This window comes from Micromonospora sp. URMC 103 (genome assembly GCF_051386435.1).
In the GTDB taxonomy this organism is placed as follows: Bacteria; Actinomycetota; Actinomycetes; order Mycobacteriales; family Micromonosporaceae; genus Micromonospora.
In genome coordinates this window covers 385,564-400,984 of sequence record NZ_JBPQTR010000004.1, presented here as the reverse complement: position 1 = coordinate 400,984, position 15,421 = coordinate 385,564, and the positions used below count along the sequence as shown (strand labels likewise).

The 15,421-nt window shown below is 71.6% G+C and carries 11 protein-coding genes; 2 read left to right on the top strand and 9 right to left on the bottom strand.

Going from position 1 to position 15,421, the window contains the following annotated elements; all coding sequences use genetic code 11:
- Window positions 1–2 precede the first annotated feature (2 nt).
- The 9 genes from ACSNOA_RS05450 to ACSNOA_RS05410 form a co-directional block, all read right to left on the bottom strand.
- On the bottom strand, window positions 3–1,283 hold the full coding sequence (locus ACSNOA_RS05450; protein ID WP_436656829.1) for an ABC transporter permease: 1,281 nt from the start codon (window positions 1,281–1,283) through the stop codon (window positions 3–5).
- Between the two features lie 3 nt (window positions 1,284–1,286).
- Window positions 1,287–2,642 carry an ABC transporter permease gene (locus ACSNOA_RS05445; RefSeq protein ID WP_436656828.1) on the bottom strand — a complete coding sequence of 452 codons (1,356 nt, stop codon included), beginning with the start codon at window positions 2,640–2,642 and terminating at the stop codon, window positions 1,287–1,289.
- Window positions 2,639–4,162 (bottom strand): ABC transporter ATP-binding protein, encoded by a 1,524-nt coding sequence (locus tag ACSNOA_RS05440; protein ID WP_436658323.1) that lies wholly within the window; start codon window positions 4,160–4,162, stop codon window positions 2,639–2,641. The genes ACSNOA_RS05445 and ACSNOA_RS05440 overlap by 4 nt, the downstream gene beginning before the upstream one ends.
- 254 nt (window positions 4,163–4,416) lie before the next feature.
- Window positions 4,417–5,481, bottom strand: a complete 1,065-nt coding sequence (locus ACSNOA_RS05435; protein ID WP_436658322.1) for a BMP family lipoprotein — start codon at window positions 5,479–5,481, stop codon at window positions 4,417–4,419.
- A gap of 273 nt (window positions 5,482–5,754) precedes the next feature.
- Complete coding sequence (locus ACSNOA_RS05430) at window positions 5,755–6,096, bottom strand: hypothetical protein (RefSeq protein WP_436656827.1); 342 nt, start codon at window positions 6,094–6,096, stop codon at window positions 5,755–5,757.
- Between the two features lie 201 nt (window positions 6,097–6,297).
- Entirely contained in the window at window positions 6,298–8,136 is a 1,839-nt protein-coding gene (locus ACSNOA_RS05425) for a glycoside hydrolase family 13 protein (RefSeq protein ID WP_436656826.1), read from the bottom strand.
- A complete protein-coding gene (locus ACSNOA_RS05420; RefSeq protein ID WP_436656825.1) occupies window positions 8,133–9,056 on the bottom strand; it encodes a sugar ABC transporter permease in 924 nt (307 codons plus the stop codon). Before ACSNOA_RS05420 ends, ACSNOA_RS05425 begins: the two co-directional genes overlap by 4 nt.
- Window positions 9,053–10,687, bottom strand: coding sequence for an ABC transporter permease subunit (locus tag ACSNOA_RS05415; RefSeq protein ID WP_436656824.1), 1,635 nt, complete (start codon window positions 10,685–10,687; stop codon window positions 9,053–9,055). Before ACSNOA_RS05415 ends, ACSNOA_RS05420 begins: the two co-directional genes overlap by 4 nt.
- A complete protein-coding gene (locus tag ACSNOA_RS05410) occupies window positions 10,687–11,934 on the bottom strand; it encodes a sugar ABC transporter substrate-binding protein (protein ID WP_436656823.1) in 1,248 nt (415 codons plus the stop codon). Before ACSNOA_RS05410 ends, ACSNOA_RS05415 begins: the two co-directional genes overlap by 1 nt.
- 200 nt (window positions 11,935–12,134) lie before the next feature.
- Here ACSNOA_RS05410 and ACSNOA_RS05405 point away from each other — a divergent pair, with 200 nt between their 5' ends.
- Window positions 12,135–13,241: a LacI family DNA-binding transcriptional regulator gene (locus tag ACSNOA_RS05405; RefSeq protein WP_436656822.1), complete on the top strand. Its 1,107-nt coding sequence runs from the start codon at window positions 12,135–12,137 to the stop codon at window positions 13,239–13,241.
- A gap of 430 nt (window positions 13,242–13,671) precedes the next feature.
- Complete coding sequence (locus tag ACSNOA_RS05400; protein ID WP_436656821.1) at window positions 13,672–15,330, top strand: glycoside hydrolase family 13 protein; 1,659 nt, start codon at window positions 13,672–13,674, stop codon at window positions 15,328–15,330.
- Window positions 15,331–15,421: the final 91 nt, after the last annotated feature.

Sequence of the window (15,421 nt, the reverse complement as noted above, 5' to 3'; positions counted from 1 at the left end):
TGTCAGCCCTTGACGTACGGCTTGCCGTCGGCGGCGGGCGCCCGCACCCGGCCGACCAGCCCGGCCACGGCCAGGATGGTGGCCAGGTACGGCAGCATGGCCAGGAACTGGCTGGGGATCACACTGTTGATCGCGCCCAGGTAGGTGGCGAGCTGGTCGGCGAAGCCGAAGAACAGCGCGGCCAGCAGCGCGCCGGTCGGGTTCCACCGGCCGAAGATCAGCGCGGCCAGCGCGATGAAGCCCTTGCCGCCGATCATGTTCTTCGTGAACGAGTAGAGCGCCAGCGTGTAGGAGGCGCCGCCGATGCCGGCGACGACCCCGGCCAGCAGTACGTTGCGGTAGCGCAGCCCGAGCACGCGGACGCCGAGGGTGTCGGCGGCGGTCGGGTGCTCGCCCACCGAGCGCGTCCGCAGGCCCCACCGGGTGCGGAACAGCGCGAGGTGGATGACGAGGACCAGCAGCAGCCCGAGGTAGAGGAAGATGTTGCCGCGGAACAGCGCCGGCCCGAGCACCGGGATGTCCTTGAGCAGCGGGATCTCCCAGTTGCTGAACCGCGGCGCGCTGTTGTACCGCTCCGCGTTCGTCTGCATGAGCCGCTCGTAGAGGAAGCCGGTGACGCCCACCGCGAGCAGGTTCAGCACGATCCCCATGACCGTCTGGTCGACGAGGTAGCGGATCGAGAAGATCGCGAGCAGCAGCGAGATGACCGCGCCGCCGATCGCCGCGGCCACGAGGCCCACCCAGACGCTGCCGGTGATGCTGCCGAAGAGGGCGCCGCTGAACGCGCCCATGAGGAGCTGCCCCTCGATGGCCACGTTGACGACGCCGGAGCGCTCGCAGAGGACACCGGCGAGCGCACCGAAGATCAGCGGCAGGGCCAGGATGAACGTGCCCCGGATGATGTTGACCAGCGGCATGAAGTTCTGCCCGGCCGGAGCCGAGGAGACCTGCCAGCAGAGGAACGAGAGCACGAAGCCGACGAGCCCGACGCCGAGGACCGTGAGGAACCAGCGCTTCGGCAGCCCGGCGAGCAGCGCCCCACCGGCGGCCGCCGCGATCGCCCCGAAGAGGATCGCGCCGACCGTGCCGTTGACCTCCAGAGCGGCGCCGCCGGCGTCCTCGCTGAGCGTGAACCGGGCCTGCTGGTCGGTGGCGAGCGCGCCGAACAGCACCGCGGCCAGCAGGCCGAGCAGCAGCAGCACGAGGCCGGCCTTGCGGCCGCGGGTCCAGAAGCCCGCGTCGACCGGAGCGACCGCCACGTCGGGGACAGCCATGGTGGACATGAGTTACCAGCCCTTCGCCAGGCTCGTCTGCAACCGGGCGGCCCGCGCGGCCCGGAGCTGGAAGATCGCCTTCACCAGGGCCGGCGCGGCGATGAAGATGACGATCAGCGCCTGGAGCACGGTGACCAGCTCCAGCGAGATCCCCGAGTACGACTGCATCCGGTTGCCGCCGGCCTGGAGCGCGCCGAAGAGCAGCGCCGCGAGCGCGACCCCCCAGGGCTTCAGGCGGCCGAGCAGCGCCACGAGGATGCCGTCGAAGCCGATCTGCGCCACCACGAGCGGCGTGAGCGCGCTCGCCGTCGAGCCGAGCACCATGTTCGAGCCGCCGAGGCCGGCGAGGAGCCCGGCGAAGACCATGATGAGGACGAACGTGCGGGTGACGCTGATGCCGGCGGTGCGGGCGGCGTCGGGGTTGGCGCCCACGGCCCGCAGCTCGAAGCCGAGCGTGGAGCGGTTGAGCAGCCACGCCACCGCCCAGGTGGCCAGCACCGCGAGCAGGATGCCGGCGTGCACCCGCAGGTTGTCGCCGAGCAGCCGCGGCAGCTGCGCCGAGGCGTCCACCGGCCGGCTGATCGCGTCCGTACGAACCGGGTCGTGCACGCCGTTCTGCACGATGAGCCAGGTCAGGAAGTACGTGGCCACGTAGTTGAGCATGATCGTGATGATCACCTCGTGGGCGCCGGTGCGCGCCTTGAGGATGCCCGGGATGTAGCCCCAGACGGCGCCGCCCAGGGCGCCGGCGAGCACGGCGACGATCAGGTGCAGGCCGGGTGGGAGCGGCAGGAGGAAGCCGGCCAGCGCGGCCAGGATCACGCCGAGGGTGGCCTGGCCCTGTGCCCCGATGTTGAACAGGCCGCCGCGGAACGCGAGCGCCACCGACAGACCGGTGAAGACCAGCGGGGCGGTGTACGTGAGCGTCTCCGAGATCGGCGCGAGCACGGCCTGCCAGCCGTTGCTGCCGTTCAGCCAGCCGGAGAACGCCTCCGGGTCGAAGACCGAGCCCTTGAAGAGGTTCGCGTACGCCTCGCTCACGAGCGTCCAGCTCGACTCGAGCGCGTCCGACGGACGGGCCGTGATGTAGGAGTAGGTCGACAGGACGTCCGGATCCGAAATGATCATCAGGATCCCGCCGACCACGATGGCCAGCACCAGCGACAGCAGGGTGACCGTGAACGTGTTGGCCGCCCAGAGGTTCTGGACGAACAGCCGGCCCAGGGTGGGCTGGGGCTCCGGCGCGCCGCCCTGCGGGGTGGTCGCCGCCTCGGCCCGCTCGGTGTTGCCCAGCGCCGTCTGCCGCGCCTGCGCCTCGGTCGCCGGCTCCTTGTCCGGCGAGCCGGACTGCGGGTTCGGGTTGGTCATTCCTCGTCCTCGCTCCGTGCGCCCTGGGCGGTCGCCGCGTCGTCGTCGGTCGCGCCGGTCCGCTCGGCCGCCGCCTCCGGGGTGACGCCGGCCATCAGCAGGCCGATCTCCTCGCGGGGGGTGTCCGGGCCGACGATGCCGATGATCCGGCCCCGGTACATCACGGCGACCCGGTCGGCCAGCCCGATGACCTCGTCCAGCTCGCTGGACACCACGAGGACGGCGGTGCCGACGTCCCGCTCCCGGATGACCCGGCTGTGGATGAACTCGATGGACCCGACGTCCACGCCGCGCGTCGGCTGGGCGGCGATGAAGAGCTTGAGCGGCCGGGACAGTTCCCGGGCCACGATGACCTTCTGCTGGTTACCGCCGGAGAGGGTGCCCACCGGCGCGTCGGCGGAGGACGTCCGCACGTCGAACTGCGCGATCCGTTCCTTCGCCGAGGCCGCGATCGCGTCCGGCTTGAGGGCCAGCCCACCGGCGAACGGCGGCCGGTCGTAGATGTCCAGCACCAGGTTCTCGGCGACGCTGAACTCCTTGACCAGCCCGTCGACGCTGCGGTCCTCGGGCACGTAGCCGACGCCGGCGCGGAGCACCTTCTTGGTCGACCAGCCGTCGATCCGCTCGCCGTCGAGGGTGATCGAGCCGGCGAGCGCCGGGCGCAGGCCCATGATCGCCTCGATCAGCTCGGTCTGGCCGTTGCCCTGCACACCCGCCACGCCGAGCACCTCGCCCGCGCGCACGGTGAGGTCCACGCCGTCCACGGCGCGGACCTGCCGGTCGTCGTCGACGACCAGGCCCGCGACCTCGAGCACCGGCTTGCCCGGCTCGGCCTGGGCCTTCTCCACGGTGAGCCGCACGCTGCGGCCGACCATCAGGGCCGCCAGCTCGTCCCGGCTCGCCTCGGGCGAGGCCGTGCCGACGGTCTTGCCACGCCGGATCACCGTGATCCGGTCGGCGATCGCCTTGACCTCGCCGAGCTTGTGGGTGATGAAGACGATGGACTTGCCGGCCGCCTTGAGCGACCGCATGACCGTGAGCAGTTCCTCGGTCTCCTGCGGCGTGAGCACCGCGGTCGGCTCGTCCAGGATGAGCAGGTCCACGTCGCGGGTCAGCGCCTTGACGATCTCCACCCGCTGCTGGATGCCGACCGGCAGGTCCTCGATCACCGCGTCGGGGTCGACCCGCAGGCCGTACCGCTCGGACACCTCGACGACCCCGCGGCGGGCCCGGCGGCGGTCCAGGAAACCGGCGATGCCGCCCCGGACCTGCTCGGCGCCGAGCATGATGTTCTCGGCCACGGTGAAGACGGGCACGAGCATGAAGTGCTGGTGCACCATGCCGATGCCGGCCGCGATCGCGTCGGAGGGGCCGCGCAGCTTCAGCGGCTTGTCGTCGACCAGGATCTCGCCCTCGTCGGGCTGGTAGAGCCCGTAGAGCACGTTCATCAGGGTCGACTTGCCGGCGCCGTTCTCGCCGAGCAGGGCGTGGATCTCTCCAGGCTCCACCGTCAGGTCGATGTGGTCGTTGGCGACCAGATCACCGAACCGCTTGGTGATGCCGCGCAGTTCGAGTCTCAGCGCAACCTCCTGGAGTGCGAACGGATGGAGCAGCCTAGCTGCCGTCCGGCGCGGCCGGGCCGGCCGGTCGCCGTGGTGCGCGATCGGCCGCCCCGGCCCCGGCGGGGGTCCCGCGCGGAGCCGGAGCGGCCGGATCGGTCGTACCTGTTGCCGGCCAACCTTCCGATGATCTCACCGGGAGGTACGGCCGCCCGTCACTTGGTCGGCTGCGCCTTCGAGGTGACGGTGATGGTGCCGGCGGCGATGTCCGCCTTGATCTTGTCGACCTCGGCCTTCAGCTCGGCCGGAACCTTGCTGTCGAAGTCGTGGTACGGCGCGATGGAGACGCCGTTGTTGGCCAGGGTGCCCACGAAGCCCGGCTTGGCCTGCAGCTTCTCGCCGCCGGCGGCCTTGAGCACGGCCTCCTTGACGGCGTCCGGGATGTTCTTGACGACCGTGGTCACGATCGCCGAGCAGTCCGGGGTGCTCTCGCAGCCGTCGACGTCCACCCAGATGGTGCTGAACTTGCCGCCCGAGGCCTTCGCGGCGGCCGTGGTGCCGAGGCCGGAGCCGCCGGCGACCGGCATGACGATGTCCGCGCCCTGGGCGACCAGGGTGTCGGACACCTTCTTGCCCTCGTCCTGCTTGGCGAAGTCGTTGGTGAAGGAGCCCTTCTGGGTCTCCTTGTTCCAGCCGAGCGCCTGGACGTTCTTGCCCTTGGTCTTGTTGTAGTGCGCCACGCCGTCGACGAAGCCGTCCATGAAGATGGTCACCGGCGGGATCGGAACCGCGCCGTACGTGCCCACCTTGCCGGTCTTGGTCATGCCCGCGGCCAGGTAGCCGGCCTGGAACGCGGCCTGGGCGGTGTCGAACTGCATCGGGTAGATGTTGGCGTCACCCGGGTTGGCGTCGACGATGCCGAACTGCTGGTTCGGGTTCGCCTTGGCGATCTTCGAGGTGGCGTTGGCCATGAGGCCACCGACGGCCAGGATGAAGTCGCACTTCTGGTTGACGAACTGCGTCAGGTTCGGCTCGTAGTCGGCCTCGGCCTTCGACGCCACGTACTTGATGTCGATGTTGTCGTTGGCCGCCTTGGCCTCCTGGAGGCCCTTCCACGCCGACGCGTTGAACGACTTGTCGTCGATGCCACCGACGTCGGTCACCATGCAGGCGCTGAACTTCTTGCCGCCGTCACCGGCGTTGTTCTCGTCCGGCGCCTCACCACACGCGGCGGCGCTCAGGACGAGCCCACCCGCCGCCACGATCGAGGCGATCCGCATCCCACGCACCGAGCGCAAGACGTCTCCTTCCCATCGCACACCGCGCCTTGTGCGGTGGCTGCCCTTGAACCGGCCTGCGCTGCGCCGCCGGCGTCTCACATTACGGACGGGAGCGTACGCCCGCGCCCACCCACCGGCCGACAATCGTGCACGACTGTTGAGCGCCTGTTACCCCTACGTAACCCTCGCGTGGGGCATCTCACTCTTCGTGTTGGCAGGCATGCGCCTAGGTGTCGAGAATGCCCCGGTACGGGCGTTCTGTGACCGGCGACCTCACCGCCAGAAGACCGCGACCGCCGCGTTGACCAGCGTCAACCCGATTATGGCCAGGAAGTGACCCCGGTTGACCGCCTCCCGCTTCCGGGAGAAGAAGACCATCACGAAGATCAGCAGGGCGATCACCAGCTTCACGCCGAGCTTCGCGGGCGACGGCTCGTCGCCGTCACGCAGTGGGGCGGAGAGCCCGATGCCGGTCAGGAGCTGGATCACGCTCCCCCAGAGCATGGCCGCGTTGATCCGCAGCCGTCCGCTCACGTACTGGGCGATGCCCCCGCCCAGCAGCAGCGCGAACCCGATCAGGTGAATGTAGAGAAGGACCAGCCTCAGAGCTTCCACGTGCCCTATCCTCCCCCATCAACGACAGGTTGTAGTAGGGGGGCCGGCGTGGCGCTCCCGGGGCGGGGCGGTGGGCCGGCGGCGGCGCCGCACGCATGATCCGCGCAACTTCCCTGGTGTAGTGGCATCACGGACGCCGGAGACCACTCGATCCCTGATGTTGCGCAGATCTTGGTGAACCGACGCCCCAACGCGCTGGCGTCAATCCAGCCGCCACACCTGGAAGGTCGGGCCGTCGCCGGGCAGCGTCACGCGGCCTCCCGCGTCCGGCCGTAGCCCGGGCGCGCCCCCGTAGACGTTCTCAGCCGCCGGCAGGCCGGTCAGCCGCACCGGCCGGGCGGCCGCGCGCCGGGCCAGCACCAGGACCGCGCCGTCTGGCGACTCGCGCGCGAAGACCAGGGTGTCCGGGTCGTGGTGCAGCCGGCGCAGGCCGCCGTGGCGCAGCGCTGGCTCGGCGCGGCGCAGCGCGATCAGGGACCGGTACGCGGCGAACGTGCCGCGGTCCCAGCGCTCCGGCCGGTGCCACGGCATGGGGGTACGTGAGTCCTCGCCGTTGTCGCCGGTGAGCCCCAGCTCGTCCCCCGCGAAGATCATCGGCGTGCCGGGCATCGTGGCGAGCAGCCCGGCCGCCACCTCCTGTCGGGCCGCGTCGCCCACCACCGTCCGGATGCGCGCCGAGTCGTGCGAGCCGAGCAACTGCCACGAGTGCGTGTAGGAACGCCAGGAGACCAGGCTGCGGTACGCGTCCATGGTGGCGAGCACCGTGCCGGCGTCGCGGCGGCGGACCCCGCCGGGTGTGCCGAGGAAGTTCGGCAGCGGCTGCCGCCAGCCGCCGGCCCCGGCCGGCCGGCGCCCGGAGCGCAGCCAGGACCAGACCGGGTCGGTGAAGCCGACGTAGTTCATGGTGCCGTGCCAGCCGTCCCGGTCCAGGTCACCGGTGTGGTCGTGGCCGTGCTCGGCCATCACCAGCGCGTCCGGCCGGGTCTGCGTGACGACCTCCCGCAGCAGCGCCGCGACCTCGTGGGTGTACGCGTCGGCGCCCCGCCGGCCGGTCATGTTGGCGACGTCCACGCGCCAGCCGTCCAGCCGGTACGGCTCGCGCAGCCAGCGCCGCAGCAGCGCGTCCGGTGCGGTGGCGAAGCGGCGACGCAGCTCCGCGCTGCCCCAGTTGAGCTTCGGCAGGGACGTGACCCCGTTCCAGGACTCGTGGTCGCCCGTCGCCTCGTCGAAGTAGTACAGCTCCCGTTCCGGGGCGTACCGGTCGGAGGCCGCCGCCGTGAACCACCGGTGCGCGTCCCCGGTGTGGTTGCTCGTGATGTCGCCGAGCAGCCGCCAGCCCCGGGCGTGTACGGCATCCGCGAGCCGGGCCAGCGCCGCGTCCCCACCGAGCAGCGGGTCCACCGCGTCGAAGTCGGCGGCGTCGTAGCGGTGGTTGGAGCGGGCCGGGAAGATCGGCGTGAGGTAGACGGTGTTCACGCCGAGCCGGTCCAGGTGGTCGAGCCGCTCGACGATCCCGTCCAGGTCGCCTCCGTAGAACTGATACGGAGTCTCCGGGCCCCGCCCGACCACCGGGGTGTCCCAGTCGCAGGGGATCGCCCAGTCCGGCGCCGGCCGGCCGTCGGCCGCGGCCGAGCGGGCAAACCGGTCCGGAAAGATCTGGTAGATCACCGCGTCCCGGGCCCAGTCCGGCGGCGGTGCGTGGCTGACCAGGCGGAAATCACCCGCGTCCGGGACGTCGTGCGCGACGAGGCCGGCCGCGTTGAGCCAGCGGTAGCCGTGGCGCCCGGTGAGCAGGAAGCGGTAGGTGCTCACCGGGTTCCGGACCTCGACCGGCGCCCGCCACCAGACCTCGTCGCCGTCGACCCGGTCCACGACGGCCTCGGCGAACCGGGGCTCGCCGTCCGGGGTGGTGCGCACGTGCACCCGACGTACGTCGCCGCCCGCCGGCACGCGCACGAGCACGTCGACGGTGTCCCCGAGCGCGGGCGCCTGCTCGGGGACGTACAGCGCCGACCCGTCGTGGTGCGGCAGCCTCCTCATCCCTTGACGGCTCCGGCGGTGAGGCCGGAGACGATGTAGCGCTGGAGCACCTGGAAGACGAGCACCGTCGGGATCGCCGTGAGCAGGGTGGCCGCCGCGAACATCCCGAAGTTGTTGTTCCGCTCGTTGCCCTGCAACATCCCGTACATCCCGACCGCGAGGGTCTTCGAGTCGGCGTCGGTGAGGAAGACGTTCGCCATGAGGAACTCGTTGATGGTGCCGATGAACGCGAGCAGCCCGGTCACCGCCAGGATCGGCGCCACGAGCGGCAGCATGATCCGGAAGAAGACCTGGGCGTGCGTGGCGCCGTCCATGGTGGCCGACTCGTCGAGCTCCCTGGGCAGGGTGTCGAAGAAGCCCTTCATGAGCCAGGTGTTCACGCCCAGCGCGCCGCCCATGTAGAGCAGGAAAAGCCCCCACGGCGTGTTGAAGCCGATGCCCGGCCACAGGTCGGTGATCGTCGTGAAGATCAGGAAGATCGCCACGATCGCCAGGAACTGCGGGAACATCTGGATCAGCAGCAGCGAGAGCAGGCCGGCCCGCCGGCCGCGGAACCGCATGCGGGAGAAGGCGTACGCGGCCAGCGCCGACAGGGCCACCGAGGCAAGCGCGGCGAGACCGGCGATCAGCAGCGAGTTGAGGAACCACCGCTCGAACGCCGTCTGCGCGAACAGTTCGCGGACGTTGCCGAACGACAGCCCGTCGGTGGGCACCAGGTCCGTCGAGGACAGGGTGCCCAGCGGGTTGAGCGCGGCGGAGAACACGAACACGATCGGGAAGAGGCTGAACAGCACGGCGAGCACGGCGACCAGGTGCCGCCAGCCGACCTGGGCCAGCCACCGGTTGTTCCGCCGGCGCGCGTTCCGGTTCGCCGGTGGTGAGCCGGCGGCGGTGACGGCCCGCCCGGTGAGCGCGGTCATGCGTACACCTCCTCCTGTTTGCGGGTGCGCCGGAAGCTCACCGCCGAGACGACCGCCACGATGGCGAAGATGAAGATGGAGATCGCCGCCGCGAACCCGAACTCGGCGCCCTGCCCGCCGAAGGCCAGCCGGTACGTGTAGGTGATCAGCAGGTCCGTGGCGCCGTTGGTCGGGTTGTCGGCGGGGAACGGCCCACCCTCGGTGGTCAGGTAGATCGCGTTGAAGTTGTTGAAGTTGTACGCGAACGACGAGATCAGCAGCGGCGAGAGCGCCACCAGCAGCAGCGGGAGGGTGACCGTCCGGAACGACTGCCACGGCGAGGCGCCGTCGACGGAGGTCGCCTCGGTGAGCTCGCGCGGGATGGCCTGGAGCGCGCCCGTGGCCACCAGGAACATGTACGGGTAGCCGAGCCAGAGCTGCACGAGCAGCACCGCGGCGCGGGCCGACCACTCCTGGCCGAACCAGTTCACGCTCAGCCCGAACAGGTCGTTGACGAGGCCGAAGTCGGTGTTGAACATGTCCCGCCAGACCAGCAGCATCGCGAACGACGGCATGGCGTACGGCAGGATCAGCAGCACCCGGTAGAGGTTGGTGCCGCGCATCCGCGGCGAGTGCAGGGCCAGCGCCACGAACGTGCCCAGCAGGAACGTGCCGCCCGTCGAGCCGAGGGCGAACGCGAAGTTCCAGACCAACGTGCCGAGGAACGGGCCGGAGATGGTCTCGTCGGTGAGCACGCGCGTGAAGTTGCGCAGCCCCACGCCGACCTTCCAGCCCTGGGCCAGCCGCTCCCCGTCGGCGGCCACGAACGTGCCCGTCGACTCGTCGGCGGTCCAGGTCCGGCCGGTCTCGGCGTCGCGGATGCAGTCGCACCCCGCGTCGTACGCCCGGACCGCCTTGCCCTCGTAGGCGCGGGACAGGCCCGCGGAGCGCAGCGCGCCTCCGGCGGTCGGCACCACCAGTTCGGTGATCTCCTGGCTGCGGGCGCTGGCCTGGCCGACGTTCAGCACGGTGTAACCGTCGGCGGCCGTGACCTTCCCACCGGGGGCCACCGTGACGTCGCCGGCGTCGAGGCGGCGCAGCCCCTCGGCGTCGCCGACCGACACCGCGCCGGTGGCCGGGTCGGTGACGAGGAAGACCAGCGGCCCGGTGGCGGGATCGCCCTCGGTGGCGACGGACAGGGCGTACTCGGTGGAGCCCTGCACCTGCTTCACGGAGGCGGTCTGGATGGCGACGACCGCCTCCTCCTTGCTGCCGCGGTGCCCGTCGCCGAAGTTCGTGAACGCGGTGCTCGCCGTGTAGAGCACCGGGAACACCTGGAACGCGACGAGGAAGAGCGTGCCCGGGACGAGGTACTTGGCGGGCACGTGCCGGCGGGTCAGGTACAGGTAGAACAGCCCCGCCGTGGTGGCCGCCACCAGGGCCACGCCCATCCACTTCCCGGCGTCGACCAGCGGGAAAGCCGCCCAGATCGCGATCCCGGCCACGAGGCCGAGCAGGACCACCTTGACCGCGAGGCCGGTCACGGTGGTCGGCGCGTGCTCACGCGCGGTGCGGCGCCTCGCGGGCCGGGAGCCGACGGGCTCCCGGCCCGGGACCCCCGCGGGGCCCGGGCCGGACAGCGACGTGCTCATTACTTGATCTGGCCTGCGATCGTGTTGCCGGCCGACGTGATGGTCCGCGCCGGGTCGGCGCCGCCGATGACGGCGGCCTCCGCCTTGCCGAACGGGTCCCAGATGGCGGCCATCGCCGGGATGGCCGGGAGGACCTGACCGTTCCTGCCGGCCTCGGTGAACTTGGTCAGGTCCGGGTCGGTGCCCTTGACCTGGTCCAGCGCCGCGGTGAGCGCCGGCGGCCGGGGCTCGGCCTGGTACAGCGCCACGGCGAGGTCCGGCCGGGTCACGTAGTTGGTCACGAACTCCTGCGCGAGCGCCTTGTTCCTGCCCTTCGCCGCGACGTAGAACGCCTGCACCCCGACGAACGGCTGGGCCTCCTTGCCGCCGGCGAAGCCGGGAACCGGCGAGATGTCGTACGAGATGCCGGCCTTCTTGGCGTCGGCGATGGCCCACGGGCCGGAGACCAGGAAGGCGCACTTCTTGCCGGTGAAGGTGGCGATCGAGTTCTCCGGGGTGATGGAACGCTTCAACGCTCCCTCGCCCTTCTCGCCGAGCGCGCCGATCTTCTTGAACGCCTCGATCGACTCCGGCTTGCCGACGCCCAGGTCCTTCGGGTCGTAGTCGCCGTTGGCGGCGGTGCCGAAGAGGTAGCCGCCGGCCGAGGTGTAGAGCGGGTAGATGTGGTACGCGTCGCCGTTCTGGCCGGACTGGAGGCAGAGGATCTCGCTGGCCTTCTTCTCGGCCTTGAGCCGCTTGCCGGTGGCGACCAGGTCCTCGATGGTCTTCGGCGCCTCGGGTGCGAGCGCGGTGTTGCGGATCAGCGCGAGGTTCTCCATGGCGTACGGCACGCCGTAGAGCTGGCCGTTGAAGGTCACGGCCTTCACGGCGGTCTCGTGGAACGCGCTCTTCTGGTCGGCCGCGAGCTGCACCGGGTCGATCGAGCCGTTCTGCACGAGGTTGCCGATCCAGTCGTGCGCGCCGACCACCACGTCCGGCCCGCTGCCCTGCTGCGAGGCGGTCACGAAGTTGGTCTGCAGGTCCTTCGAGACGGCCTGCACCTCGACGGTGACGCCGTTCTCCTGGCCGAACTTCTCGGCGAACGGCTTGAGGGCGGCGGTCCGCTTGTCGTCGGCCCAGATGACCAGCTTGCCGGCCGCGGCCTTGGGGGAATCCTTCGTGGCCGGTTCGTCGCTGCCGCCGCCACAGCCCGAGGCGGCGAGCGCCAGGGCGAAGACGGCGACCACACCCGCCGTACGGATGCGCATCGGTACTCCTGTCGTTTTCACGCGGGGCCGCCGGGGGAAGGGGCCCCGCCAGGGGAAAGCTCGGAAAGTTCTTGCCAACCGGCGCGCGTAGGCGGCGCCGCTGCTCTCGCGTGTTGCCCGGACGCTAGCAAGGGGTTTCAGGGAATGGAAGGGCTTGCAGAGCTGTACGCAAGAACTTGCCGGTGGGCTAAAGTGCCGCCATGCGCGCTCGACTGTCCGACATCGCCCAACAGGCCGACGTCAGCGAGGCCACGGTGTCGCGGGTGCTCAACGATCGCCCCGGCGTGGCCCCGGAGACCCGGCAGGCCGTCCTCACCGCCCTCGACGTGCTCGGCTACGAGCGCCCGGCCCGGCTGCGAAAGCGCAGCGCCGGTCTCGTGGGCCTGGTCGTGCCGGAGCTGGACAACCCGATCTTCCCGGCGTTCGCCCAGGTCATCGAGTCGACCCTCGCGCAGAGCGGCTTCACGCCGGTGCTCTGCACGCAGACGGCGGGCGGGGTCACCGAGGACGAGTACGTCGAGATGCTGCTCGACCGGCAGGTCTCCGGGATCGTCTTCGTCTCCGGCCTGCACGCCGACACGGCGGCCAACCACGACCGCTACCGGGCGCTCATCGCCCGGCCGCTGCCCATCGTGATGATCAACGGGTACGTGCCGGACGTCGCCGCGCCCTTCGTCTCCTGCGACGACGGCGAGGCCGCCGAGCTGGCCGTCGCGCACCTGGTCGCCCTCGGACACCGCCGGATCGGCCTCATCACCGGCCCCGACCGGTTCGTGCCCGTACGCCGCAAGGTGGCCGGCTGGCGTAACGCCATGGCCCGGCTCTCCGGGCTGCCGGAGTCCGAACTGGACGCGCTCGCCGAGCTGACCCTGTTCGGTGTGGAGGGCGGCGAGGCGGCCGCCGGGCGGCTGCTCGACCGGGGCGTCACGGGAGTCGTCTGCGGCTCGGACCTCATGGCCCTCGGCGCCGTCCGGGCCGCTCGCCAGCGCGGCCTCACGGTTCCGGGTGACCTCTCGGTGGTCGGCTACGACGACTCACCGCTCATGGCTTTCACCGACCCGCCGCTCACCACCATGCGGCAGCCGGTCGCCGCCATGGCCGTGGCCGCCGTCCGCGCGCTGGTCGACGAGATCAACGGGCACGCGGCGCCGCACTCGGAGTACCTGTTCCGGCCCGAGCTGGTGGTGCGCGGCTCCACCGCCGTGGCGCCGGCGGCGGGTGGCGGCTCCACTTTGGTGGCCCCGGCGGCGGGCGGCGGCTCCACCCGACGCCGGCCGAGCCCGCCCACCCTGGCCGTACCGGCCTGAGCGCCCGACCGGCGGCCGGGGCCGAGGGCGGGCGACCGGCGGGTCGGGTTCCGCGGCGAGCCTTGCCCGGAAGCCCCTGCGCCACGTTGGTGCGGGTCCCGGGGTGGGCCGGGGAAGATCCGCGTCCCGGAAGTTGTCTCCGTGCCGGCGCCGGACCCCACAACATCCCTGATATTGCGCCCTCCCGGGCGCCGGACCCCACAACATCCCTGATGGTGCGCGGATCTTGGCCGGATCGCCCAGGCCATCGGCGCTTCCGACCCGCCGGCCCCGGTCGCCGTCGCCCGCCTTCCACGGTCAGCCTTGCCCGTTTCTTGCGCAAGGACTGGTTGACTCTTGCAACGGTCGGGCGGCATCCTGCGGGGACGCCCGTGCCGCCCGCGTCGCGCCGGGTGCCCACCGCCCGATCCCGAGAACGGGGACTCCGCCGATGACCGCCAGCCACGCCACCCCGCCGGCCGCCAGCGACCGCACCCCGCCTAACGCCGACCACGACTGGTGGCGCTCCGCCGTCGTCTACCAGGTCTACGTCCGCAGCTTCGCCGACGCGAACGCCGACGGCATCGGTGACCTGGAGGGCGTCCGGCGGCGGCTGCCGTACCTGCGCGACCTCGGGGTCGACGCGCTCTGGCTGACCCCCTTCTACACGTCGCCCATGGTCGACGGCGGCTACGACGTGGCCGACTACCGCGACGTCGATCCCCTGTTCGGCACCCTCGCCGATTTCGACGCGATGATCGCCGACGCGCACGCCCTGGGGCTGCGGATCATCGTCGACCTGGTCCCCAACCACACCTCCGACCGGCACCCCTGGTTCCAGGCCGCCCTGACGGCCGGCCCCGGCTCGGCCGAGCGCGAGCGCTACCTCTTCGCCGACGGCCGGGGCGAGGGCGGGAAGCTGCCCCCCAACGACTGGGAGAGCATCTTCGGCGGGCCGGCGTGGACCCGGCTGCCGGACGGCCAGTGGTACCTGCACCTGTTCGACCCGGCCCAGCCCGACCTCAACTGGCGCCACCCCGAGGTGCGTGCCGAGTTCGAGGACGTCCTGCGCTTCTGGCTGGACCGCGGCGTGGACGGCTTCCGGATCGACGTGGCACACGGAATGATCAAGGCGGAGGGGCTGCCGGACGTCGGCTTCAGCACACTGACCACGGGCCGCCGCCAGGTCGAGCTGCTCGGCAAGGGCCGGCTGCCCTACTTCGACCAGGACGAGGTCCACGACATCTACCGCGCCTGGCGGCCGATCCTGGACAGCTACCCGGGCGGCCGGATGGCGGTGGCCGAGGCCTGGGCCGAGACGCCGCAGCGGCTGGCCCGCTACATCGGCCCGGACGAGCTGCACCAGGCCTTCAGCTTCGACTTCCTCGACGCCACCTGGTCGGCCGAGTCGTTCCGCAAGGTCATCGACACCGCGCTGGCCGAATCGGCGATCGTGGGCGCGCCCACCACCTGGGTGCTCTCCAACCACGACAAGCAGCGGCACGTCACCCGCTACGGGGACGGGCCCGAGGGGCTGCGCCGCGCCCGCGCGGCCACCCTGCTGATGCTCGCCCTGCCCGGCAGCGCGTACCTCTACCAGGGCGAGGAGCTGGGCCTCCCCGAGGTGCTGGACCTGCCCGACGAGCTGCGCCAGGACCCGGCGTTCCGGCGCACCGGCGAAAGCCGGGACGGGTGCCGGGTCCCGATCCCGTGGAACGGCGAGCTGCCCCCGTACGGCTTCGGGCCGCAGGGCTGCGACCTGAGCTGGCTGCCGGCGCCGGCCACCTGGGGCGCCCTCTCGGTGGCCGCCCAGACCGGCGCGCCCGGCTCGACCCTGGAGCTGTACCGCGACGCGCTCCGGATCCGGCGCGCGCATCCCGCGCTGGCCGCCGACGCGGGCGACGTGACCTGGCTGGAGACCGGGCCCGGCGTGCTGGCCTTCTCCCGCGCCGCCGCCGGCACGGTGCTCACGTGCGTCGTCAACATCAGCGGCGGCCCGGCCCCCGTCGACGGGTACGGCGACCCGCTCGTCGCCAGTGAGCCGCTCACCGCGCGGGACGGCGGTCGCCTGCTGCCGGTGGACTCGGCTGCCTGGTTCGAACGGCGCTGAGCGGGTAAGCCGTTCTCGACCTGGTCGTCCGTCGTGCTCCGCGCCGACGGGCGGCTGGGGCACCGACCCCTTGTGGTGGGGGGTGAGGTGG